Annotated in this window: 23 protein-coding genes; 15 read left to right on the forward strand and 8 right to left on the reverse strand. The window is 38.7% G+C overall.

Going from position 1 to position 23,408, the window contains the following annotated elements; translation table 11 throughout:
- The first annotated feature begins 52 nt into the window (after positions 1 to 52).
- Positions 53 to 2,005 carry a fructose-1,6-bisphosphatase gene (locus ACLTU0_RS02750; protein ID WP_412293579.1) on the forward strand — a complete coding sequence of 651 codons (1,953 nt, stop codon included), beginning with the start codon at positions 53 to 55 and terminating at the stop codon, positions 2,003 to 2,005.
- A gap of 231 nt (positions 2,006 to 2,236) precedes the next feature.
- Here ACLTU0_RS02750 and ACLTU0_RS02755 read toward each other — a convergent pair whose 3' ends face one another.
- Positions 2,237 to 2,410 (reverse strand): hypothetical protein, encoded by a 174-nt coding sequence (locus ACLTU0_RS02755; RefSeq protein WP_022231037.1) that lies wholly within the window; start codon positions 2,408 to 2,410, stop codon positions 2,237 to 2,239.
- Positions 2,411 to 2,441: 31 nt separating this feature from the next.
- Entirely contained in the window at positions 2,442 to 3,497 is a 1,056-nt protein-coding gene (locus ACLTU0_RS02760) for an acyltransferase family protein (protein WP_412321330.1), read from the reverse strand.
- 158 nt (positions 3,498 to 3,655) lie between these two features.
- Between ACLTU0_RS02760 and ACLTU0_RS02765 the strand changes: the two genes are divergently transcribed.
- The 8 genes from ACLTU0_RS02765 to ACLTU0_RS02800 all read left to right on the forward strand — a co-directional run bounded on the left by ACLTU0_RS02765 (position 3,656) and on the right by ACLTU0_RS02800 (position 12,762).
- A complete protein-coding gene (locus ACLTU0_RS02765) occupies positions 3,656 to 4,846 on the forward strand; it encodes a glycosyltransferase (RefSeq protein ID WP_412321331.1) in 1,191 nt (396 codons plus the stop codon).
- On the forward strand, positions 4,843 to 5,940 hold the full coding sequence (locus ACLTU0_RS02770; protein ID WP_412321332.1) for a glycosyltransferase family 4 protein: 1,098 nt from the start codon (positions 4,843 to 4,845) through the stop codon (positions 5,938 to 5,940). The genes ACLTU0_RS02765 and ACLTU0_RS02770 overlap by 4 nt, the downstream gene beginning before the upstream one ends.
- A gap of 41 nt (positions 5,941 to 5,981) precedes the next feature.
- Positions 5,982 to 6,545, forward strand: coding sequence for an acyltransferase (locus tag ACLTU0_RS02775; RefSeq protein ID WP_147514177.1), 564 nt, complete (start codon positions 5,982 to 5,984; stop codon positions 6,543 to 6,545).
- Positions 6,542 to 7,837, forward strand: coding sequence for an O-antigen ligase family protein (locus tag ACLTU0_RS02780; protein ID WP_412321333.1), 1,296 nt, complete (start codon positions 6,542 to 6,544; stop codon positions 7,835 to 7,837). Before ACLTU0_RS02775 ends, ACLTU0_RS02780 begins: the two co-directional genes overlap by 4 nt.
- Before the next feature lie 81 nt (positions 7,838 to 7,918).
- Positions 7,919 to 9,295 (forward strand): hypothetical protein, encoded by a 1,377-nt coding sequence (locus ACLTU0_RS02785; protein WP_412321334.1) that lies wholly within the window; start codon positions 7,919 to 7,921, stop codon positions 9,293 to 9,295.
- On the forward strand, positions 9,288 to 11,183 hold the full coding sequence (locus ACLTU0_RS02790) for a diguanylate cyclase domain-containing protein (protein WP_412321335.1): 1,896 nt from the start codon (positions 9,288 to 9,290) through the stop codon (positions 11,181 to 11,183). The genes ACLTU0_RS02785 and ACLTU0_RS02790 overlap by 8 nt, the downstream gene beginning before the upstream one ends.
- Before the next feature lie 17 nt (positions 11,184 to 11,200).
- Positions 11,201 to 12,085, forward strand: a complete 885-nt coding sequence (locus ACLTU0_RS02795) for a metallophosphoesterase (protein WP_022231045.1) — start codon at positions 11,201 to 11,203, stop codon at positions 12,083 to 12,085.
- Positions 12,086 to 12,102: 17 nt separating this feature from the next.
- Complete coding sequence (locus tag ACLTU0_RS02800) at positions 12,103 to 12,762, forward strand: sugar transferase (protein ID WP_412321336.1); 660 nt, start codon at positions 12,103 to 12,105, stop codon at positions 12,760 to 12,762.
- A 606-nt stretch (positions 12,763 to 13,368) separates the two neighbouring features.
- Here the strand turns inward: ACLTU0_RS02800 and ACLTU0_RS02805 are convergent.
- The 4 genes from ACLTU0_RS02805 to ACLTU0_RS02820 all read right to left on the reverse strand — a co-directional run bounded on the left by ACLTU0_RS02805 (position 13,369) and on the right by ACLTU0_RS02820 (position 17,553).
- Entirely contained in the window at positions 13,369 to 15,459 is a 2,091-nt protein-coding gene (locus tag ACLTU0_RS02805) for a polyribonucleotide nucleotidyltransferase (RefSeq protein WP_022231047.1), read from the reverse strand.
- 185 nt (positions 15,460 to 15,644) lie between these two features.
- On the reverse strand, positions 15,645 to 15,911 hold the full coding sequence (gene rpsO, locus ACLTU0_RS02810) for a 30S ribosomal protein S15 (RefSeq protein ID WP_022231048.1): 267 nt from the start codon (positions 15,909 to 15,911) through the stop codon (positions 15,645 to 15,647).
- A gap of 115 nt (positions 15,912 to 16,026) precedes the next feature.
- Positions 16,027 to 16,239 carry a 50S ribosomal protein L31 gene (gene rpmE / locus ACLTU0_RS02815; protein ID WP_022231049.1) on the reverse strand — a complete coding sequence of 71 codons (213 nt, stop codon included), beginning with the start codon at positions 16,237 to 16,239 and terminating at the stop codon, positions 16,027 to 16,029.
- 87 nt (positions 16,240 to 16,326) lie between these two features.
- A complete protein-coding gene (locus ACLTU0_RS02820; RefSeq protein ID WP_022231050.1) occupies positions 16,327 to 17,553 on the reverse strand; it encodes a bifunctional folylpolyglutamate synthase/dihydrofolate synthase in 1,227 nt (408 codons plus the stop codon).
- 297 nt (positions 17,554 to 17,850) lie between these two features.
- Here ACLTU0_RS02820 and ACLTU0_RS02825 point away from each other — a divergent pair, with 297 nt between their 5' ends.
- The 6 genes from ACLTU0_RS02825 to ACLTU0_RS02850 all read left to right on the forward strand — a co-directional run bounded on the left by ACLTU0_RS02825 (position 17,851) and on the right by ACLTU0_RS02850 (position 22,071).
- The gene (locus ACLTU0_RS02825) at positions 17,851 to 18,444 is read left to right on the forward strand and encodes a hypothetical protein (RefSeq protein WP_147340551.1); all 594 of its coding nucleotides are present in this window, start codon (positions 17,851 to 17,853) and stop codon (positions 18,442 to 18,444) included.
- A gap of 24 nt (positions 18,445 to 18,468) precedes the next feature.
- The gene (locus tag ACLTU0_RS02830; protein ID WP_412321337.1) at positions 18,469 to 19,377 is read left to right on the forward strand and encodes a hypothetical protein; all 909 of its coding nucleotides are present in this window, start codon (positions 18,469 to 18,471) and stop codon (positions 19,375 to 19,377) included.
- Between the two features lie 361 nt (positions 19,378 to 19,738).
- Positions 19,739 to 20,344 carry an imidazole glycerol phosphate synthase subunit HisH gene (gene hisH / locus ACLTU0_RS02835; RefSeq protein WP_337599828.1) on the forward strand — a complete coding sequence of 202 codons (606 nt, stop codon included), beginning with the start codon at positions 19,739 to 19,741 and terminating at the stop codon, positions 20,342 to 20,344.
- A gap of 15 nt (positions 20,345 to 20,359) precedes the next feature.
- On the forward strand, positions 20,360 to 21,121 hold the full coding sequence (gene hisF, locus ACLTU0_RS02840; protein ID WP_117965214.1) for an imidazole glycerol phosphate synthase subunit HisF: 762 nt from the start codon (positions 20,360 to 20,362) through the stop codon (positions 21,119 to 21,121).
- 9 nt (positions 21,122 to 21,130) lie between these two features.
- On the forward strand, positions 21,131 to 21,550 hold the full coding sequence (locus ACLTU0_RS02845) for a hypothetical protein (protein ID WP_117965212.1): 420 nt from the start codon (positions 21,131 to 21,133) through the stop codon (positions 21,548 to 21,550).
- Between the two features lie 20 nt (positions 21,551 to 21,570).
- The gene (locus ACLTU0_RS02850; RefSeq protein WP_412275305.1) at positions 21,571 to 22,071 is read left to right on the forward strand and encodes a YcxB family protein; all 501 of its coding nucleotides are present in this window, start codon (positions 21,571 to 21,573) and stop codon (positions 22,069 to 22,071) included.
- Between the two features lie 47 nt (positions 22,072 to 22,118).
- On the opposite strand, the gene ACLTU0_RS02855 is transcribed toward ACLTU0_RS02850, so the two are convergent.
- Both ACLTU0_RS02855 and ACLTU0_RS02860 read right to left on the reverse strand, forming a co-directional pair.
- Positions 22,119 to 22,751, reverse strand: coding sequence for an HAD family hydrolase (locus ACLTU0_RS02855; protein ID WP_022231057.1), 633 nt, complete (start codon positions 22,749 to 22,751; stop codon positions 22,119 to 22,121).
- A gap of 53 nt (positions 22,752 to 22,804) precedes the next feature.
- Positions 22,805 to 23,408 (reverse strand): ATP-dependent DNA helicase (locus ACLTU0_RS02860; RefSeq protein WP_412321338.1); only part of this gene is annotated, 604 nt, incomplete at its 5' end.

Raw genomic sequence — 23,408 nt, forward strand, 5'->3', positions numbered from 1 at the left:
AATATAGCATAGTATAATAAAAATAAAGTACCAAAATATAAGGAGCGGACATATGAAAACGGAATTTGTGAGATACCTCGAAAGACTATCGGAACTTTATCCGACGATAGACAAAGCGTCTACGGAGATTATCAACTTGCAGTCAATTCTGAATTTGCCAAAGGGAACGGAACATTTTCTTTCTGATATTCACGGTGAATATGAGTCGTTTTCGCACGTTTTGAGAAACGGCAGCGGTGCGGTCAGAAAGAAGATTGATGATGTATTCGGGCATACACTTGGTACAAATGACAAGAGTGAGCTTGCGTCACTTATTTACTATCCAAAAGAAAAAATAGATTACATAAAAAGCCTTGATAAAGATACGGAAAATTGGTACAAAATAACGCTTTACAGGCTTATTGAAATATGTAAGGTGGTTTCGTCAAAATACACGCGTTCAAAGGTCAGAAAAGCACTTCCGCCGGCATATGCGTATGTTATCGAAGAACTTATAACGGAAAAACCTGAGGTTTTAAATCGCGGTGCGTATTATGACGGAATAGTGAATACAATTCTTGAAATCGGTGCGGCGGAAAAGTTTATTATCGCAATAGCGGAACTTATACAACGACTTGTCGTTGACCATTTGCACATAATAGGCGATATATACGACAGGGGCAGCGGTGCGCATAAGATAATGGATAAGCTTTGCTCTTATCATTCACTTGATATTCAGTGGGGCAACCACGATATTCTTTGGATGGGTGCGGCTGTCGGCAATCCTGCTTGCATTGCAACCGTTATCAGAAACAGTATCAGATACGGCAATCTTGACGTTATCGAGGACGGTTACGGAATTAATATGATACCGCTTGCAACGTTTGCTATGAGCGTGTATGCAGATGATGACTGCAGTTGTTTTGAAATTAAAAACAAAAAACACTCATACGAAACGGAAATCGAACTTGAAATGAAAATGCACAAGGCGATTACCGTTATTCAATTCAAACTTGAGGGACAGCTTATACAAAATCACCCTGAATTTGATATGGACGAAAGGTGCTTGCTTGATAAAATTGACTTTGAAAACGGTACGGTAACTATCGGTGAAAATGTTTATAAAATGAAAGATGTCAATTTTCCTACGATTGACAAGGAAAATCCGTATAAACTTACCGAACGTGAAGAAGATATGATGAATAAACTTTACAGCGCCTTTGTGAAGTGTGAAAAATTGCAGAAACATATGCAGTTAATGCTGAAAAAAGGCGGTATGTATAAGGTTTATAACGGTAACTTGCTGTTTCACGGCTGTGTGCCGATGAACAGTGACGGCAGTTTTAAAGCAGTTAATGTGAACGGCAAGGAGTACAGCGGTAAAGATTTGTATGACGCCTATGAGGCTTGCGTGAGAAAAGTGCTTGTTTCAAACAATAAAAAAGAAAAAAGCATCGGCGGTGATATTTTGTGGTATCTTTGGAGCGGTTCGGGTTCACCATTGTTTGGTCGTGACAGAATGACAACGTTTGAAAGATACTTTATTGAGGATAAAACTTCACATCACGAAGAAAAAAATGCGTATTATGATTTGATTGAAACGGAGGACGCGACAAACAGGATTTTTGAAGAGTTCGGTCTTGACGGAACGGGGCATATTATAAACGGTCACGTTCCCGTACATCAAAGCGAGGGTGAAAATCCGCTTAAATGCGACGGCAAGGTTATAATGATTGACGGCGGTTTTTCAAAGCCGTATCATAAAGTTACCGGAATTGCCGGATATACTCTTACATATAATTCATACGGACTGACATTAACGGCACACGAGCCGTTTGAATCGGCAGAACAGGTTATTCAAAACGGCAAAGATATTGTGTCCAACCAAGTCGCCGTTCAGCATGCATTTAACAGAATACTTGTCGGCGATACCGACAATGGTAAGAAATTGAAAGAAAATATAGCCGATTTAAAGGAGCTTATAGAGGCGTACAGACAAGGTATTATAAGCGAACGAGAAAAATAAAACATCATTATAAAATCAGATGGCGAGAAATTAGTTCGGATTTTGCGAAAATGAACTCGTCGGCGTACGTTGGTACGTTAGAGTTTATTTTCGCAAAAAGTGCACAGGCAAGCCGTATCTCAAAGATAGGCTTGCCTGATGTTTTTTTTATAGTTGAAATAATATTTTGCACGTTCCGGACAATTTGTCGGCAATCTGATAGACAAAACCGTTGCGGTTTTGTCTATTTTACTATTTTAGTCCGTTGTTTTCTACGAGATTTTTAAATTCCTTCAGCTTATCAAGTGTATTCACACCTGTTCCGCGGTCAAGAATTTTTTGCTGCATTTCGGCGGAAAGTGAGTTGAAATATTGCGTTGCCTCAACATTCGACGAAATAAGCTGACTTATATTTTCGCAATCCATAAAATCACCCTGTAATAGTATGTGCGAATAATTACGAATTATGCGATAAATTGTTGCTTGCGTTTATAGGTGTGCTGTTTTTGTAATTTTTGCCGAGTATCAAAACCGACAGAAACGGTATTTTCCGTATTATGAATTTTGACACGACAATCGGAATAAACAATCCCAACACAAGTACCGATACACAGCATATAACAGTCGGAAACGGTGAATATGCGAGCAGTATTCCCATCAATCCCGACACAAGAAACGGTGCGTGCATAAGATAAATGTCATACGAATACATACCGAGTGTTTTTAATAATCTTTGCGGTGCTTTGTTTTGAAGATGTTTTGAAATGTTGCATACCGTCATAATTCCTGTTACGGACGAGATACTTCTTATCAAATACAGTACGCCTTTCAAAACACCCGACGGCATTTGTGTAACGTAAAAATAACCATACAGACAGTTAGTAACAACGAATATCACTGCGGTGACAATAGTGTTAATTGATTTTTTATTTTCGGTACTAAACGCAATTCTTGCAAGTGAGAAAAACAGTAAATCGCTTGTTACATAGTCAAGTATTCCGTAATAATGCACATATGCTTTAGAAATATATAATCCGAGAAGTACAATAAGCATTGGTTTTGATTTCATAATTTTCGGAATCAGTATATTCACAAGGAATACAATAAACAGTGAAAAAACAAACCATAAATGCTTGTCAATGTGGTTATTGTATGTAACAATTTGCAGAATTGCGTCTTTTAAATCTACTGCCGTATATCCGCCGCTTTCAAGAACTTTTGCAAGCAGTGGAATGTTTAACGAAAAACCGATAAATAAATATGCAAATGTTGAGAATATCAAATACGGCAACATCAGATATTGTAATTTTCCGAGTATGAATTTTCCTTTGTTTGTGTAGTGAGAAAGTCCTTTTTCAAACAAATACCCCGATAAAAAGAAAAATAACGGCATATGAAAATTATATATAAATATCCATAAAAAACCTGCAAAACCTGTTTCGCGAACCTGAGGAACAAGTGTTGACCGAGTACAACGAGGATTATTCCGATACCTTTTGCAATGTCTATCCAATCAAGTCTTTTTGTATTCATAGCGATTAACCTTTCTTGATTATAAATTATATGTATGATTATATAATAGTTGTAACAATAGTGTCAAGTATTGTTATTTGATTTGAAATATTAAATTTGATATAATTGATACACATATTATAGTGGGAGGAGTCTGCCTTGAAGATATTGTTGGTAAATAAATATCTGTACCGAAAAGGCGGTGCGGAAACTTATTTTATAAAATTAGGCGAATATTTAAAATCACTCGGCAACGAGGTTGAATATTTCGGTATGGCAGATGAGCGTAACTGTGTAAGAAATAGGGTAGAGGCATATACTGAAAACATTGATTTTCACAAAAAATCGTTAAAGCATATCACTTACCCTTTTAAAATTATTTATTCGGTTAATGCAAGAAAACAAATCCGCAAGGTGCTAAGCGATTTTAAACCGGATGTTGTACATCTGAATAACTTTAATTATCAGCTTACGCCGTCAATAATATATGAAATAAAGAAACGCAATATACCGATTGTTTACACCGCACATGACGTACAGCTTGTATGTCCCAATCATAAATTGAAAAATGATTATACGGACGGTCTTTGCAGAAAATGTGACGGCGGTAAGTATTTTGAGTGTGTAAAAAATAATTGCGTACATTCTTCAAAAATACGCAGTATTCTTGGGGCGGTCGAGGCTTGGTACTATAAATTGCGTCATACATACAAAATGATAGATTTAACCGTCTGTCCGTCCGAATTTATGGAAAAAGAAATCAGCCGTAATGATGATATAAACGGAAGAACGGTTACGATGTACAATTTTATTGACGAGATAAAACCGTTGGGAGCAGAATGTGAAAATTATGTTTTGTATTTCGGCAGATATTCAGAGGAAAAAGGAATATCAAACCTTGTCAAAGCGGCAAAGAAACTTAGTAATATACCGTTTGTGTTCGCCGGCAAGGGCGAACTTGAAAATGAAGTGAACAGTGCGGATAATATTAAAAATGTCGGTTTTAAGACAGGCGATGAATTAAGGAATATTATAGAAAAAGCGTTGTTTACCGTACTTCCTGCCGAATGGTCGGAAAATTGTCCTTTTTCTGTTATGGAGTCGCAGAGTCTTATGACTCCCGTACTCGGTGCAAAAATCGGCGGTATTCCCGAACTTATCGATGACGGCAAAACAGGCATACTTTTTGAAAGCGGAAACTTGAAAGAGTTGACTGAAAAGATAGAATATTTGTATAACAACAAAGGACTTTGCAGACAAATGAGTGAAAATTGCAGAGATATAAAGTATGACACAATAAAAGAATATTCCGAAAAACTGATAAAACTGTATAAGGAAGTTATAAAATGAAAATCGCAATGATAGGGCATAAAAGAATACCGTCACGCGAGGGCGGTGTTGAAATAGTTGTTGAAGAACTTGCCACAAGAATGGTCGAAAAAGGTCATAGCGTGACGGTGTATAACCGAAAAGGGAAACACGTTTCCGGCGGTAAGACCGTTAATTTGAAAGAATATAAGGGCGTTAAGATAAAGAGTGTACCGACGTTTGAAAACGGTAAACTCAACGCAATAGTTTATTCGGTTATAGCAACATTTCTGGCACTTTTCGGCAGATATGACGTTATACATTTTCACGCCGAAGGTCCTTGCTCGATGATATGGCTTCCGCATTTATTCGGAATACATACCGTTGCGACAATACACGGACTTGATTGGCAGAGAGCCAAATGGGGCGGATTTGCCACGAAATTTCTCAAATTCGGCGAAAAAACGGCGGCGAAATATGCAGATGAACTTATTGTACTGTCTGAGGGAACGCGTGACTATTTCAAAAAAACTTATGGCAGAGAAACGGTTTTCATACCGAACGGAATAGATGTTCAAAATGAAAAGAAAGCCGATATAATCACAAAAAAATACGGTCTTGAAAAAGACGGATATATATTGTTTCTTGCAAGAATTGTTCCGGAAAAAGGATTGCATTATTTGATAGACGCATTTATGCAGACGGATACTGATAAAAAACTTGTAATTGCCGGAGGAGTAAGTCATTCAGGCGAATATGCAAAACAAATTCACGATATGGCAAAAGACGACAGAATAATATTTACCGGCTTTGTCGAGGGGGACGAGCTTTGGGAGCTTTATTATAATTGCAGAATGTATGTACTTCCGAGTGACGTTGAGGGTATGCCGATAAGCCTGCTTGAAGCAATGGCTTGCGGTTGTGAGTGTCTTGTAAGCAATATAGATACTGCAAAAAACGTAGTGGGGGAGTATGGGTATACATTTAAGAAAAGTGATGTAAATGACCTTAAAAACAAGCTGTGCGAAATGCTCGGCAAACCGAAAGCGGATAAGGCAGAGCAGATTGAATATGTAAAAAACAATTACAGTTGGGACGAAATTACGGACAGAACATTGGAATTATATAAAAAATGATAAATGACGGAGATTTGTTTTCTGTCAAAAAGGTGAATTGAATGAAAAAAAGAATTTCACTGTACGTCAGAAGTGTATTGACATTTTTGCGTATAGTAATAACAAAAATATTTAATATAAAAGGTTTTCACTCTGCATTTATACAGGATTTTTCGATTACAACAAAAATATCTGTAACTGAAAGAGGGAAGATTTTATTAAAAAAGCATATACATACTAAACGTAATGTTATTTTATGTGCAGAGGGCGGAACTCTTGAAATCGGCGAAGGGTGTTTTTTCAACAACGGCTGTATGGCGGTTGCAAAAGAAAGAATAACCATAGGAAATAGAGCGGCATTCGGTCCGAACGTGCTTATATATGACCACGACCATGACATATCATCAGCTGAAAGCATACACGACAGCGGTTATAAAACGTCGCCTGTCGTTATAGGTGATGATGTGTGGATCGGTGCAAATACAGTTATACTTCGCGGAACGGTAATAGGGCGTGACTGCGTTGTCGGTGCGGGTTCGGTGCTGAAAGGCGTATATCCCGCAGGCAGTGTGATAGTGCAGAAACGAACTGAAAATATTTATGAGAAAGGGCGTGTAAGCGGTTGATTATAAACGGTGAAAAACGAAAGATAGCAATGGAAATTGCGTATATTTTAATGCTTATGTCTGCGGCTATGGGTGACCTAAAAGTGTTTTCCGTTTCCCAAACCCGTATGATGAAAGCGATAAGTCTTTTCATTGTTGTTATGGCTGCGGCGTACCTGTTTATATCAGGACGGTTGGAAAGAGTTAAAACGGCGGCAAGCTTTGTCGGTGTTTACGGCTTTGTCCTTATCGGAATTATCGTATGGTCGATATTTTTGTGGATAATCAACATTGAATCTATCGACTTCATTCTGCGTGGCGCATCGAAATTTATGTATCAGTTTCTGGTGCTGCTCATTATTTTCTCCGGTGCATATTTGTTCGGAGAACGAGCGATATTTACTACATTTTACGGACTTGCGGCGGCAAATATGCTAATGGTCGTGTACAACTTGGGCGTATACGGAATATCGGACAGTATAAATTCCGTAATTGCAATGCTTATGGGCAGTGATGCACAAGAAGGTTTTGCAAGGGCAATGGAAATACACGATATTACGTTTACATACGGCTTTTTCATAATATACTTATTGTTTTTTGCACAACACACGAAAGAGAGAATATTATGTCTTTTGGTGTCAATATTCTTCTTCATACTCGGATGGAAAAGAATTGCACTTTTGGCTTTGCCGGTTGCGTTGTTTTTCGGATTGATTATGGGGCGAATGAAACCTAACAGACGTATCGGATTTATGAAATTCATCGGTTGGTGTGCGGTTATCATTTCGTTTGGGTATGTGGTTGTAACAAAAACAGGTGCATTTGAATACATAACGAATTACTTCGGCATAGATACAATGGGCAGAAATGATGTGTACAAGTACATTGAAAAATACTATCAGATAAGCTTAGGTTTTATGGGGTACGGATTTGAGTACACAACAGTAATTTTACAGAAAATTATGGTTGACAATCCTAACGCACATATCGGTGTCGTTGCACTTCACAATAACATACTTACAATTTACATAGAGCTCGGTTTCTTGGGATTCTGGGCATGGATGATATATACTTGGGTATTTCAGGTTAATTGGATGATAAATCACTGGGGAGAAAAAACAGGTATGCTGTTCTTCCTCTGTGAAATGTACATCTTTATAACATACACAACAGATAATACATTATACTATTTCTTTACAAGTCTTGTACTGAGACTTATGCCGCTGGCTTATGCATTCCATATTCCGACAACACAGGATATAAAGCTGTGGCCATGGGTAAAGGAAAAAATAGTTAAATGCAGAAAGCTATGATTGAAATTAATGGAAGAATGTGATAAAATATAAAGTAGTTATGATATTTTAAGATTATAAATTATAGTTGGGAGAGAGAAGATGAAAAAAATGTGGAAAGGTCTGCGTCGTTTCTTTAAGAGAAGTGATGAGAAATTTACAAATGTAAATTTGGAAGACGCAAACATATTCAAACGTATTCTTTTTATAGTGCTCAGCAATATAAAAACGATAGTCGTACTTATGTGTGTGTTTGTATTTATATCTCTTATCGTGACGTATACAGGCAGTTTTAACAAGAAAAGCGTAGTGTTGTCGCTTAACTATGAGGAAGCGTCAAAGGGGCAGAACCCTAACCTTACACGTTACAATGTCTATGAATTAAAGTCTGACAGAGTAATGGAAAGGGTAATCGGTAATGCCGGGCTTCAGGACGTTTTGACACCGACTGAACTTTCGAAACATATTGATATTGCCGAAAACAGCAGCGGTAAGACGATAGATCCGAACGATTCAAGCACTTACTATATTTCAACAAGCTATACGGTTTCGTACAGAATGAACAGGGAGATTAAAAATATTTCTGTTGACGATATGATGACGCTTATTTGTAAATCGTATAACGATATGTTCCATGAGGAATATGTAGGTACGAAGTCTGTCCTAAAGTACGACCTTGGCGATATTGACGGCAAGGAATATATCGAAATCGCAAAGCTGTTTACAAACAAATCGGACCAAATGCTTAGATATATTCAGCAAAGAATTGAAGAAAATGCTACATATCGTTCAGAAATAACCGGTCAGAGCTTTCAGACTATAAAGAAAATGATTCAGAATGTTCAGAATTACAGTATTAAAAAATACAGTGCATTCGTACTTGAATCGGGACTTTCAAGAAACAAAGACCACTACATAAGAACATTGAATTATAAAAACGATATGCTGAATATAAAGTACCAGAAATTTATGATTGATTACAATGTCAGAAAACAACAGGTACAGGACTATGATTCGGCAATGATTGGTACGGTTATGGTGCCGTCAATCAACGAAAAACAGGAATATTATATGTCGAGAACAAATACGGGTACTGACTACCTTACAAAAGAGGCTGATTACAGTCTTTCGCAAGGTAATGCGGTTGACCGTGACATTATCGACAACAACGATATAATTGCAAAAGTAAACGCGTCAACGGCTGATGAGGAAAGCTATAAAAAAGCCGATGAGCTTATCAAAACAGTTGATGAAGAATTAAAGCAAGTAGCAAATACTGCCGACACAACCGACAAGGAGTATATCAAGCATACAACAAAGGATTACTTGACGTTTACCGAATATACAGGCTCGGGTAACAAGATGTTTATTCTTGAAACGGTTATCGGAACTGCCGTAGTATTCTTTATTATACTTTGTGCTGTATATTACGTTATAGACGGATATATCAGACGAAAGGAGGACGGCAGATATGAATAAATTTAATTTGCTTAAATATCTTAGTAAATGGAAATATCTTATTTTTGCTGTCTGCGTACTCGGTGCATTGATTGTTTACAAGTATGCCATGTATAATCAGGAATATACAGCAAGTACGGTTATCAGTTATACCGGACAGAATGCCGCAAACGGAAAAACTCCGAGCGGTGACGATATAGATGTTACGGAAATTTATTCGGCGGCGGTAATAACCAACGTTTTAGAGGACCTTAACTTGAATATCGGTGCGGACGCAATCCGTTCAAAATGTAAGGTTACGGAAATTATCCCTCCGGACGAAGAAGTTAAAAAACAGGCTCTTTTGGAAGCCGGTGAAGAATATACTTATTTCCCTACAGACTATGTTGTGTCGTTCTCTGTCGGCAGTGAGTACAGCCAAGATTTTGCAAGAACTGTACTTGATTCGATAATCAAGAATTACTTCGCAACATACGGTGAAAAGTATATCAACCAACAAACATTGCCTAATAATAACGTGCGCGGAACGGACGGTCAGTATGATTATATTGAACGTGTGGAAATCCTTGACGCGTGGGCACTTAATATTTCCGACTATCTTGCGGCTAAAAAGGAAACTCAGCCGAATTACAGAAGTGCGGAAACGGGATATTCATTCAGTGACTTGTATGAAATTTATAAGTCATATATAGATTACGATATTCCGCAGATTTACTCACTTATATTGGAACAAGAGGTTACAGGCGATAAGGAAACTCTTATTAAGAAGTATCAGAGTGATATAAGTACATATGAACTTGATTTGCAGAATATGGAGGAAAAAATCAACGACTTAAATGACCTTATTACAAAGTACAGTGATAAGAATAAAGAGGGCGTTGAATATCACTACGGTACACAAAGTGACGAGGGCAATGACGCAAGTGACTACATCTTGAAGAATGTGTATGATGAATGGAATCAAGAGGACGGTCACGTTCAGAGTGAAACAACATACGATACTCTTATTAATGAGTACGTGGACATTGAAACAGAAAAGGAAAAACTTGAAGTTGACCTTGAGCATAAGAAAAAGCTGCTTGCCGTATTTACTGACGGCGCTCAATCGGATGATATGAGCAATAAGGACGAAATCGAACAGAGCCTTGAAGAACTTTCACAAAAGCTTGGTGATATGTATTCAAGTGTTTCGACAACTGTTGATGAATACAACCAATATATCGGTGCATATAACGTTTCAACACTTTCAAGTATTTCGACAAGTGAGAAGATTAATGTAAAAATGTATATCGTTCTTGCGATTATCATATTCTTCTTCGGCGGTTGTATCGGTGCTATTATACTCGGCCGTTCAAAAGACTTCCTTGATTATATTATGTACACTGACCGTAAGACAGGACTTCCGAACAGAGCAATGTGTGATATTGAGATTGAAAAGTATGCAGCTGATAAGCTTAAAGACTCATTTGTATTCTTGCTTATTAAGCTTGATAACTTGAAGTATGTCAATGACAAGGGAGGACGTGAGGCAGGCGATGCACTTTTGAAAGTATTCGGTAAGGTGCTAAAGAGAGCCGCGTCAAGTTACGGATTTGTCGGATATAACGGAAGTGACCAGTTTATCGGTATGTTTGAAGAGTGTACCGTTCAGCGTGCAGAGGACTTTAAGCAGTACCTTGAAGAACTTGTGCATTATCATAATGTACAGACGCCTAACGTTACAATGCAAGTAAGCGTAGCTGTTTCGGAAACAAATTCAGAGCAGATTTATGATATAAGAAAACTTATGGGTGCTACATTCCGTAAAGCTTCTGCTCAACAGCCAAGACGTGAGGCTGAAAATAAGTCGGAAGATAAAAAAGAAGAAAATAAAGAAGAAAATAAAGAAGAAAATAAAGATAACAAATAATCGGGGAGGATACGTTAATGGCAGAGAGTGAACAAACTCAAGTAATTCAGCCGAAAAAGAAAATGGGATTCGGCAAAAAGCTGATTATAATTTTAGCTGTTATAGTTGCATTTTTGGGCGTATGCTCGCTGATGATTGTTCATCAGAATAATCAACTTGAAAAGAAATTTTATCAGGTAAAATCAAATAAAGTTGTAGATAATATCCGAATTGTGGCACTTGCCGATTTGCATTTAAAGGAATTTGGCAAGGACAACGAAAAACTTGTGGCTGAGGTTAAAAACCTCAGTCCGGATATTGTCGCAATAGTCGGTGATATGAATTTGGAAAGTCAGCCGGACAATTACAGCAGTGTAATATCGCTTTGTAAACAGCTTAATGAAATTGCACCAGTGTATTATTGTCTTGGTAATCACGAAATTGACGCAATGCTTTTCAAAAATTCCAATATATATAAGGATATTAAGGCGGAAGGTATTAAGATATTCAATAATGAAACCGAAACTGTCAATATCGGCGGAACTGCTATTGACATAATCGGTTTGACGCAAAATCCGACGGAGTTTGATGAATACGGAAAAGATTTCTTTGAAAAAGCAATGAGTGCGGACGATAATTTCAAACTTTTGTTGACGCATTATCCGGAATATTTCTTGGGTAAATTAAATGACTATGATATTGACCTTGCAATTACAGGTCACGCACACGGCGGTCAAGTCAGACTTCCGTTTATAGGTGGACTTTACGCGGCGGATCAAGGCTTGTTCCCTAAGCTTTGTGACGGATACCACGAAGACGGTAACAGTAAGTTCATCGTTTCACGCGGTTTGGGTAAATCGGGAATTGTTCCGAGAATTAATAATAAACCTGAAATCGTAATTGCAGATATAAGCTGGTATTAATGAAAGAAGTGGGGCGAATGAAAACAAAAGAGCTTAATAAAGGTGAAATCATTATAACATCACAAGATTTGCATAAACCGATATATGAATTTTTTAAAAGAATTCTTGATGTAATTTGTTCGGTTGTGGCTCTGATTGTTCTTTCCCCTGCTTTTCTGGTAACGGCATTGGCGGTAAGAAGTGACGGCGGACCTGCATTTTATAAGCAGACAAGAGTGGGGAAGAATAATACTCATTTTGAGATGTATAAATTCCGCAGTATGTGTAAAAATGCAGAGAATCTGCAAGATGATTTGATGAAATATAATGAAATGGACGGTCCTGTATTTAAGATTAAGGGCGACCCGAGAATAACAAAGGTCGGTAAATTTATCAGAAAATACAGTATAGACGAACTTCCACAGCTTTTAAATATTGTTAAAGGCGATATGAGCATAGTGGGACCGCGTCCTCCGCTTGTAAGGGAGGTTGAACAGTATAATTCATATCAAATGCAAAGATTGCTTGTTACGCCCGGTTTGACGTGCTTTTGGCAGGCGTACGGCCGCAGTGATCTGTCTTTTGACGATTGGGTGGATATGGATATGAAGTACATAAAACGTAGGAATATTTTCCTTGATATTAAACTTATCGTTAAAACTGTTTTTGCGGTTATTTTTAAACGCGGTGCATATTAAAGAGCGGTCTTTATGTGTGGTAATTTTGCATTGTGGTATGTGATTTGTTTTCGTAGGGGCGACCAATGGTCGCCCTTTTTGGTACATTCAATAATTGGTGTACTTTTTTCGTAGGGGACTGCGCCCACGACGTCCCGCTTTGCTTTGATTTCTTAAAAACCATAATGTTTACTCATATTCCGTAGGGGCGACCATTGGTCGCCCGCTTTGTGTATCACGCATTGCCACCCCTCAGTCAGCTACGCTGACAGCTCCCATCAAGGTGAGCTGTAAAAAGCCTCCCCTTGAGGAGAGGTGCCTGAAAGGGGAGTGGTGTCGTTGTCAAAGTGTGAGGAGTAAAGGGTCGTCGAGGGCATTGTCCTGTATGAAAAGTGAGAGATTATACAAAAAAGAGGGCGACCAATGGTCGCCCCTACGACGCGCTGACGTTGTCACATACGGAGTGATTGGAGCAAAGGGAGTCCCCTTACGAAGTGAATGGGAAAAGTCGGTGTGCTGTTAAATGTGGAGTGTGAGGAGGAAAAGGGACGTCGAGGGCGCCGTCCCGTACGAAAATATTACACAAAAAAAGAGGCGACCAATGGTCGCCTCTACATTGCCGAAAAATTATTCTTCGCCTTCTTCGATAGCGTCTTTATGTGAAAGTGATATTTTACCTGTCTTCTTATCAACTTCCATAACCTTAACCTTTAGCCAATCGCCTTCCTTAACAACGTCCTCAACCTTTTCAACTCTGTGATTAGCAAGTTTTGAAATATGGCATAGACCGTCTTTACCCGGAAGAATTTCAACGAATGCACCGAACGGTTGAATTGTTTTAACAAGACCGTTATAGATTTCGCCTACTTCAGGTTCTTTAACAATAGCCTCAATAGCGTCTTTTGCAGCCTTACCGCTTTCTTGGTCAACTGCGAAGATATGGATTGTACCGTCTTCTTCTATATCAATTTTAGCACCTGTTTCTGCAACAATCTTTTGAATAACCTTACCGCCTTGACCGATTACTTCACGAATCTTATCAACGTCAATTTTCATTGTTTCAGCTTTCGGAGCGTATGCCGAAAGTTCTTCTCTCGGAGCAGGGATAGCCTTTAGAAGTATTTCGTCAATGATATAACATCTTGCTTTTCTTGTCTTAGCAAGCGCCTCTTCAATTACTTCGTATGGCAGACCGTCATTCTTTATATCAACCTGAATTGATGTGATACCCTTTTTAGTACCGGCTACCTTAAAGTCCATTTCGCCGTAGAAGTCCTCAAGACCCTGAATATCAACCATTGTTGTAAAGCCGTCTTCTGTTGTTATAAGACCGCAAGAGATACCTGCAACAGGGGCTTTAATAGGAACGCCTGCTGCCATAAGTGCAAGTGTAGAACCGCAGACACTGCCTTGTGAAGTTGAACCGTTTGAAGAAAGAACTTCTGATACAACTCTGATAGCATAAGGGAACTCGTCCTCTGACGGAAGGACAGGAACAAGTGAACGTTCTGCAAGTGCACCGTGACCGATTTCACGTCTGCCCGGACCTCTTGAAGGTCTTGTTTCACCTACTGAGTATGACGGGAAGTTATAGTGATGGATATATCTCTTTGTTTCTTCAAGGTCGATACCGTCAAGCTTTTGAATTTCTGAAAGAGGAGCAAGTGTAGCAACTGAAAGCACTTGAGTTTGTCCTCTTGTAAACATACCGCTGCCGTGTGTTCTCGGAAGCAGGTCAACTTCTGCCGCAAGCGGTCTGATTTCATCAAGACCTCTGCCATCAACACGTCTGCCCTGAACAAGCCATGCGCGAACAATTTCCTTTTGCATTTTGTAAAGAATTTCGCCGATTTGCTCGTTTATGTCAGGGAACTGTTCTTCAAGAGCAGGGATAATTTCGTCTGTAATTTCACCGATTCTTTCATCACGAACATTTTTGTCGTCTGTATCAAGAGCATACTGTAACTTCTCAAAAGCCATATTCTTGATTGCGTCATATAGGTCATGGTCAACATCGTGTGATTCGTATGTGAACTTCTCTTTGCCGATTTCAGCTTGAATACCGCTTATAAAATCGCAAAGTTCGATAATGTGCTTGTGAGCAAATTTGATACCTTCAAGCATAACGCTTTCTTCAACTTCGTTAGCACCGGCCTCAATCATAACAACCTTTTGCTTTGTACCTGCAACAGTTACAAGCATTTCGCTCTTTTCTCTTTGTTCAACAGTTGGGTTGATAACGTATTCACCGTCAACAAGACCAAGCCAAACACCACCGATAGGACCGTTCCAAGGAACGTCTGAAATAGAAATAGCGATTGAAGTACCGATCATAGCGGCAACTTCCGGTGGGTTGTCCTGTTCAACTGAAAGTACTGTTGCGACAACAGATACGTCATTTCTCAAATCTGACGGGAAAAGTGGTCTGATAGGTCTGTCGATAACACGGCTTGTAAGAATAGCCTTTTCAGACGGCTTACCCTCACGCTTGATGTATCCGCCCGGAATTTTACCTACGGAATAAAGCTTTTCTTCGTAATCAACGCTTAGAGGGAAGAAGTCAACGCCCTCTCTCGGTGAACGAGATGCTGTTACGTTTACCATTACAACTGTGTCGCCGTAACGTACAAGACAATGTCCGTTTGCAAGTTGTGCCATTTTGCCTGTTTCAATTACAAGCGGTCTGCCTGCAAGAGTTGTTTCAAATGTTCTAAACATAGTTTTTCTCCTTTAAATTTATTTCTTCGGAGATACGTTTTAGCAGATAAATACAACGATAAACTTAATTTTGCCAACAGCTCGTATATGGCTTAACGCTCTATTTATTTGCTAAACAAATATCTCCATAAATATATATAGGCAAACAGGAATAAATCCCGTTTGCCTTATAAACAAATATAAAATTACTTTCTAAGACCAAGCTTAGCAACTAAAGCACGGTATCTTTCGATATCCTGACTCTTTAGGTAATTCATAAGACCACGTCTTTTACCAACCATCATAAGAAGACCTCTTCTTGAGTGGTGGTCTTTCTTGTGAATGTTAAGGTGGTCATTGTTAAGGTGGTTGATTCTTTCTGTAAGAAGTGCAATTTGTACTTCAGGAGAACCTGTATCACCTTCATGAGTTGCGAAAGTCTTTATGATTTCTTCCTTACGTTCCTTTGTCATGATTTCACCTCCTATAATAAATCATCGCCCGAGTCTGAGATACCGTTGGTGATTCGGTTTTCTAAGATACGGGTTCAACTTATAAACTGTAATAAAAATAATTGTTGCAAGAAAATTAGTCTTGCTTTGCTGTTCTGTTGAAACGTCTGTTGAACTTTTCAACTCTACCGCCTGTATCGACAAGCTTTTGCTTACCTGTGAAGAATGGGTGGCACTTTGAACAAATTTCAACTTGGATATTTTCCTTTGTTGAACCTGTTTCGATTACTTCGCCACAAGCACAAGTAATGGTAGTCTGCTTGTAATCAGGATGAATTCCTTCTTTCACTACCGTCAGCCTCCTTTAAAAATTTTACGGTACAAAAAATACCACTATGTATTTTAACATATAAAACGACTGTTTGCAAGTCTTTTTTTACTTTTTATGAAAATTTTTTTTGATTTCGCCTGCGAGGTAAAGTGAACCGCATACGCAAACGATTGAATTGTCCGAAAAATCGAGAGCGTTTTGAAGTGCGTCTTTAGGGTTATTGTTAACAAATACGGGAATGTTCATACTTCCGATAATATCTGAAATTTTTTCGGACGAAAGACACCTTGGCATATCAAGCTGTGTCGCAAAAACAGCTTTTGCGACAGGCGATATTTCACGAATACAGGCTTTGTAATCCTTGTCCTCCATCATTGCAATGACAAGTACTATATCACGATTTAACGATAAAAGCGATTTTTTTAACGCCTTAATTCCGTCAATGTTGTGACCGCCGTCAATGACCACTCTGTCGGATACAAATTCAAATCGTGCCGCCCAAGATGTGTGCGACAAACCGTATGATATATCTTCATCGGAAATGTTAAAGCCTTGCTTATTAAGTGCACTTGTGATTTCAAGCACAACCGCCGCATTTTGCGGTTGATATGTACCTTTTAATGAAAGAGGGTATTCTTTGCTTTTATAAATAAAACCGTTTTCAGTCGGTAATGCGGTGCCGGCGAATGTAAGTGATACATTTTTGCTCTTTGCATATTCTTCTATTATATCTCTTACATCATTGTTCGGATATGAAACGGCTGTGCCGCCGTTACGCATAATACCGCATTTTTCTTTAGCGATTTCTTCGACAGTGTTGCCGAGATATTGCGTGTGGTCAAGACCGATTTTGCATATAACGCTGACAAGGCTTGAATCTATAACGTTCGTTGCGTCAAGCTTTCCGCCCATACCGACTTCAAGAACAACAATATCACATTGCTTTTCATAAAAATACAGGAACGATACTGCGGTTATAAAAGCAAATTCCGAAACAAGTGCGTTGTTTTTTTCCATTATAGCTTTTACTCTTGTAACATATTCGGCAAGGTCATTGTCTGTAATATTTTCACCGTTTATTCGTATGCGCTCATTGAATACTTCAAGATACGGAGATGTAAAAAGTCCTGTTTTAAAATCGCTTTTTTTCAGTATTTCCGCAGTCATTGCCGCAGTTGAGCCTTTGCCGTTTGTTCCGGCAATGTGTATGAATTTTAGCTTTTTTTGCGGATTGTCGAGGTGAGTCAGTAATTTTTCAAGATTTGCATTGCCTAACGGTCGGCGAAATTTGGGGATTGAATGTATGTAGTCTATCGATTGTTCGTAATTCATTGCATTGTACCTTTCTTGTGTGGGTGTGATTTTTTTTGACCGTAGGTGACGTCGAGGCTCTGTCCCATACGGAGCATTGCGTGAAACTGACAACACACAAATAAAAATCACACCGATAATATTATCTCTTATTATTATAATCCCCTACAATATACAAGTCAAATGTTACCTTTAACAAAAAATTAATAAAAAAGATATTGATTTTTTTATGCTAAAGTGGTATATTGTTAAAGATGATGTAAAATGAGGAATGATCATTTTATATTGGTACAATAAATGAAAGGAGAAAATACAGTTATGAACGGAGCCGAAAAGAAAAAAGCAACTCCCGCCGATAAAGCGGTAAATGCGATTATAGTTTTAATTATATTGGTATTTGTCGCTGTAGGAGTTTACGCAACATACGGTAAAATATCGGAAGGTGTTACAAACAAGGAGATTGAAAGCGGTAAAGCGGAGGCAACTGTTGAATATCTTGCAAATCAAGCCGGTCAATCTGTTGAAGATTACCTTGCACAGTACGGTCTTACTCTTGGCGATACAATCAAAGCAAAGACTACTGAAAGCGAAATGCTTGACAATATGACTATTGAAAATTATGCTAAATACAATGGTCAAGAGGCTGACAGTTTTCTGCAAGGAATGAGCGATTCAGTAACAAAAGATACTGTATGGAAAGACTTAATGGCAATGCCTGTATCTCAAGTTATAGACGCAGACGCTCTTGCACAGGTTAAGAAGCAGTATCAAATAGGTGATGATGAAATTTCAGATTCAACTACTTACGAAGAATTCCAAAAAGTGCTTTATCAAAAGGCATCAGCCGCATCACAAGCCGCACAGGCAACTGATGCACCGACAGCAGAGACAACAGAAACACCTGCTGAATAATATTATATAAGGAGATTTAGAACAGTGAACGACGAAAAGAATCTAAATGAAGAAAATAACGAATCAGTAAACAATGAAGAACAAACTCCTGTAGAAACAGAAGAAACAACTGCCGAACAGGCAGAAGAAACAGCCGAAACACCGGCTGAAACAGAAGAAACACCGGTTGAAACTGAAGTATCGGAAACAGCCGAAACAGAGGAAACTCCGGCGGTTGCCGAAGAAAATACAGACGTAGAAGTTGACGAGGCTGTTGCGGCGGCACAAGCTGCTTTTGAAAACGTTCAAAAGGACGAACAGAAAAAGGGCGGCAAAGGCGGACTTATCGCTATAATCGTAGCTGCGGTAATCGTTGTTGCAATAGTTGTCGTACTTGCAGTTAAGTTCGGTCCGTCAATGTTCAATAAGTATAACAGACTTGGTTATGTTGACGTAAGCGGACGTACAGTTGCACAGGTTGCAGAAGAACAGGGAATGGACGTTGACGAATTCCTTGAACAGTTTGATTTACCGTCAGATATGCCTGGTAACACAACAGAATCAGCTGCTTATAACTGTATTCCTGTATCAAAAATGGCAGAAATGTACGGTATGGACTTTAATACAATCAAAGAAGTGCTAAAGTTCCCTGATGATGTAGATGAAGATACAGCTTGGGGCGATGCCATCGGTCAAGTAAAACTTGGCGATTATGTCGGTGAAGATAATCTTGCTGAATTCAAAGAAACTTACGGTTTTGGTGATGATATAACAGCAGATACACTTTGGAAAGACGTAAGACAAACTGTTGACGAGAAGAGCAGACAACAGAGAATTGAATCTGAAAAAGCTGAAAAAGAATCAGATAAGAACAAGGATACTGACAGTGCCGAATCAACAGAAGCACCTGCCGAAACAGAAAGCGCAGATGCAACAGAAGCTCCTAATGCTTAATAAATTTTGAACCAAGGCGGATTGCTCAAAGCAATCCGCTTTTAGAATGCCGATAAATTGTCCGGAACGTGCAAAATATTATTTTTTATTCTATAATTTATTATTATAATAAATTACAGGCAAGCCTATCTACAATATACGGCTTGCTTGTGCACTTTTTGCGAAAATAAACTCTAACGTACCATCGTACGCCGACGAGTTCATTTTCGCAAAATCCAAACTAATTTCTCGGCTTCTGCCATCGTGTAGACAAAAATGTCCACACGCTGAAGCGGATTGCTTAAGCAATCCGCTTTTTATATATTGAAACTTTTGAAAAATAGTGATATAATTTATCTATATTGTTTTTAAGGAGAAGAATATGATAGCGATTATAGATTACGGTGCGGGAAATCTGCACAGTGTTAAAAATGCACTTGATTTCTTGAACGCAGAAAGCATTGTCACAGGTGACAGTGAAACGATTTTAAATGCTGACAAGGTGATACTTCCGGGTGTCGGTGCGTTTGGTGATGCAATGAAATGTCTTGAAAAAAGCGGACTTGTTGAAACGGTTAAAGCTGTTGCAAAGAGCGGTAAACCGCTTTTGGGAATATGTTTGGGACTTCATCTGATGTTTGAAGAAAGTGATGAAACGCCGGGTGTAAAAGGTCTTGGAATATTCAAAGGCAAAATCGTAAAGATACCCGAAAAAGACGGACTTAAAATTCCGCATATGGGCTGGAACAGCATAACTGTTAATAAGAATAGCAGAATATTAAAGAACATCGGCAGTGAGCCTTATGTATATTTTGTTCACTCATATTATGTGAATGCGGAGGACGAGAGTATTATTTCCGCATACACCGAGTACGGTCAAAAGCTTGACATAGCCGTTGAAAAAGATAATGTGTTTGCTACACAGTTCCACCCTGAAAAGAGCGGTGAAACAGGTATGGCTATACTAAAGAATTTTATTGCATTATAATAAGGAGATTACGATATGTACGCAAAAAGAATTATACCGTGCCTTGACGTTAAAGAGGGAAGAGTGGTTAAAGGTGTCAATTTTGTAAATCTTATTGATGCCGGTGATCCTGTCGAATGTGCAAAGGTTTATGATAAAGCCGGTGCGGACGAGCTTGTTTTTCTTGACATAACCGCGTCGTCGGACGCACGTGAAACGGTTGTCGATATGGTTGAGGCTGTTGCGAAACAGGTGTTTATACCGTTTACGGTAGGCGGCGGAATACGAACAGTTGAAGATTTCAGAAAAATTCTTAATGCCGGTGCGGATAAGGTTGCCGTCAACAGTGCGGCGATAAAACGTCCCGAGCTTATCAGCGAGGCGGCTGAAAAATTCGGCAGACAGTGCGTTGTCTGTGCGATTGACGCAAAAAGACGTGAAGATAAGAGCGGTTGGGATGTGTACCTTAACGGCGGCCGTGTGAATACCGGAATTGATGCGCTTGAATGGGCGAAAAAAGCCGAGGAGCTTGGTGCAGGCGAGATATTGCTTACAAGTATGGATTGTGACGGTACGAAAGCCGGATACGATATTGAACTTACAAGACGTGTTTCGGAAAATGCAAAAATACCTGTTATAGCATCGGGCGGTGCAGGCAAGATGGAACATTTTCTTGACGCATTTACAGAGGGAAAGGCGGACGCGGTTTTGGCGGCGAGTCTGTTCCATTTCAGAGAAATTGAAATTAACGATTTAAAAAACTATCTGCGTGAAAACGGTGAAAGCGTCAGATTATAGGAGGAATTTATGAGCAAGAACAGAAGAAAGTCACTGAAAAAAGAACCTGTAATTCCAAAAACGGATTTTTCGTTTTACGAATCGAAAATATATATAATTGCGACAATTATTATGTTTCATATTGTACCGCTTGTATTTGTTATGATGGGCGAAAACGGTCAATTATTACTGTTACAATTTTTCCTTATGATGTTAAATCCAATGTTTATCGCATTGTCGGGACTTATATACGGAATAAAACAGGGATTTAACTTTAAATTTCCGCTGTTTATGGCGATTATCTCAATGGTATCAATACCGATGTACTATCAGTTTGACGCGGCGGCAAATATGATGATGACAACGATTATTATGTGTATAGTTTATGCGATATTCTCATTTGCGGCAACAGTAATCGGAGCATTTGTAAAACGACTTTTACGTCTGTAATCACAGAAAGGATATATATTATGGAGAGTAAAAAACTTTATGGTGCATCAACCCAAATGACGCCTGCTGTTTATAAATATTTTTATAAAACATATTATAACGAAAAACTAAAGGTGTTTAAAATCGTTGCCGAAATAGTCGGATTGATTGCGATTTTTGGTGCATTTTATATACTTGCAAACGGATATGGAATTTTGTGGGGAGCGATTGCACTTTGGATTGGTGCATTTCTGCTTTTTTATCCGCGTATGATATACCGCAAGCCGTACAAAAACGCAAAAGACAACAGTCAGACAACGCACTTTGCTTTTTTTGAAAATTATATGTCGGAAAAAACAAAATCACATGTAAATGAATATAAATATGACGATATACAAAAAGTGCTTGAAACGGGAAAGTATTTTTTTATATTTCACAATTCGGAAAGTGTGAGTATCGTTGATAAGACTCATTTTAGCGGAGATGTCGAAAGTTTTTCGGGTTTTATAAAAACAAAGACACAATATAAGAAAATCAAGTAATAAAAAATGGGACTTAGCAAAAATGCCAAGTTCCATTTTTTTTATCGCTACAACAGTTCTTCCCACCCCGTAATATAATGGTCAGACAGTTGTTTAAGCGCATCTGTTTCATCGGCGTTTGTTTCGTCAAATATTGCACAGGTTGAGAAACCACCCTTTTTAGCACCGCCGATACCTGTGGTTATATCTTCAAATACTGTACATTCTTCCGGAGGTATTCCGATACGTTTTGCGGCAAGCAAATAAACATCGGGATTTGATTTGTTCACTCCGACCTCGGACGAGAATGCACAAGCGTCAATGTAATTCCAAACTCCGAGCCTGGTAAAAGCCGTTTTGCAAAGTTCTTCATAACCTGATGTGGCTATTGCGATTTTAATTCCGCTGTTGTGCAATTTCTTTAAATATTTGTCTGCACCTTTTTTTAGCGGTACGGTTGTTTCGTATTGCTTTAATCCCATGTGCATAAAAGTATTTGAAAGTTCTTCAAACGACAAGTCAAGATTAAGTCTGTTTTTTATTGTTGGGATGGATTCTTTCATAGTCATTTCTTTGTATTCCTTTGCCTCCTCGTAAGGCAATTCAACACCGTGTTCTTTGAAAAAATCTACTACAACGTCCCACCAAACCTGCATTGAATCAAGCAATGTTCCGTCAACGTCAAAAATCGCTCCTCGCATTATATCACCTCTGTATTTCTATTATACAATAATTTGCCGAATATTTCAAGCGTTTATGAATTTTCCTCTTTCTCGGCAACAAATTTTTTTACCGCAACTAACTTTTCCGTAAGTCCCGTAAATCGTTGATGAAATTGGTTGTTCATAGTCATATTTTGAATAGTCTTTTCGCTGCCGACAAGCACAACCATATCTCTTGCACGCGTTACGGCGGTGTAAAATAAGTTGCGGCTCATAAGCATAGGCGAGAATGAGCATACGGGCATAATCACGATAGGGAACTCACTGCCTTGACTTTTGTGGACGGTTATCGCGTACGCAAGGTCAAGCTCATCAAGATTGGTAAAGGGATATTCAACGAGCTTGTCCTCATCAAACACGATATTCATACACTTGTCGCGGACGGAAATACTCTCTATAATTCCCATATCACCGTTGAAAATCCCCATACCGTCCTCGCCGTTTTCGCGTGAATAGACCATATCGTAATTGTTTTTTGTCTGCATAACTTTGTCGCCGACACGGAAAGTTATATTGCCGAAAACGTGTTGCGGACGTCTTTCGTCATACGGATTGATGTGTGACTGCAACAGTTTGTTTAATGCAATCGTTCCGGCAAGTCCTTTTTTTGTCGGCGATAGGACTTGTATTGATGGG

Origin of the sequence: Hominilimicola sp., from assembly GCF_046972485.1 — a bacterium.
GTDB lineage: Bacteria > Bacillota > Clostridia > UBA1381 > UBA1381 > Hominilimicola > Hominilimicola fabiformis.

What these genes read in the sequence shown, in the direction of transcription:
- ACLTU0_RS02855 (WP_022231057.1), bottom strand. Translation starts at nt 22,751, where the DNA reads ATGCGAGGAGCGATTTTTGACGTTGACGGAACATTGCTTGATTCAATG.
- ACLTU0_RS02750 (WP_412293579.1), top strand. Translation starts at nt 53, where the DNA reads ATGAAAACGGAATTTGTGAGATACCTCGAAAGACTATCGGAACTTTAT.
- ACLTU0_RS02805 (WP_022231047.1), bottom strand. Translation starts at nt 15,459, where the DNA reads ATGTTTAGAACATTTGAAACAACTCTTGCAGGCAGACCGCTTGTAATT.
- ACLTU0_RS02755 (WP_022231037.1), bottom strand. Translation starts at nt 2,410, where the DNA reads ATGGATTGCGAAAATATAAGTCAGCTTATTTCGTCGAATGTTGAGGCA.
- ACLTU0_RS02820 (WP_022231050.1), bottom strand. Translation starts at nt 17,553, where the DNA reads ATGAATTACGAACAATCGATAGACTACATACATTCAATCCCCAAATTT.
- hisF (WP_117965214.1), top strand. Translation starts at nt 20,360, where the DNA reads ATGTACGCAAAAAGAATTATACCGTGCCTTGACGTTAAAGAGGGAAGA.
- ACLTU0_RS02845 (WP_117965212.1), top strand. Translation starts at nt 21,131, where the DNA reads ATGAGCAAGAACAGAAGAAAGTCACTGAAAAAAGAACCTGTAATTCCA.
- ACLTU0_RS02790 (WP_412321335.1), top strand. Translation starts at nt 9,288, where the DNA reads ATGAATAAATTTAATTTGCTTAAATATCTTAGTAAATGGAAATATCTT.
- ACLTU0_RS02795 (WP_022231045.1), top strand. Translation starts at nt 11,201, where the DNA reads ATGGCAGAGAGTGAACAAACTCAAGTAATTCAGCCGAAAAAGAAAATG.
- hisH (WP_337599828.1), top strand. Translation starts at nt 19,739, where the DNA reads ATGATAGCGATTATAGATTACGGTGCGGGAAATCTGCACAGTGTTAAA.
- ACLTU0_RS02825 (WP_147340551.1), top strand. Translation starts at nt 17,851, where the DNA reads ATGAACGGAGCCGAAAAGAAAAAAGCAACTCCCGCCGATAAAGCGGTA.
- rpsO (WP_022231048.1), bottom strand. Translation starts at nt 15,911, where the DNA reads ATGACAAAGGAACGTAAGGAAGAAATCATAAAGACTTTCGCAACTCAT.
- ACLTU0_RS02770 (WP_412321332.1), top strand. Translation starts at nt 4,843, where the DNA reads ATGAAAATCGCAATGATAGGGCATAAAAGAATACCGTCACGCGAGGGC.
- ACLTU0_RS02800 (WP_412321336.1), top strand. Translation starts at nt 12,103, where the DNA reads ATGAAAACAAAAGAGCTTAATAAAGGTGAAATCATTATAACATCACAA.
- ACLTU0_RS02775 (WP_147514177.1), top strand. Translation starts at nt 5,982, where the DNA reads ATGAAAAAAAGAATTTCACTGTACGTCAGAAGTGTATTGACATTTTTG.
- ACLTU0_RS02785 (WP_412321334.1), top strand. Translation starts at nt 7,919, where the DNA reads ATGAAAAAAATGTGGAAAGGTCTGCGTCGTTTCTTTAAGAGAAGTGAT.
- ACLTU0_RS02850 (WP_412275305.1), top strand. Translation starts at nt 21,571, where the DNA reads ATGGAGAGTAAAAAACTTTATGGTGCATCAACCCAAATGACGCCTGCT.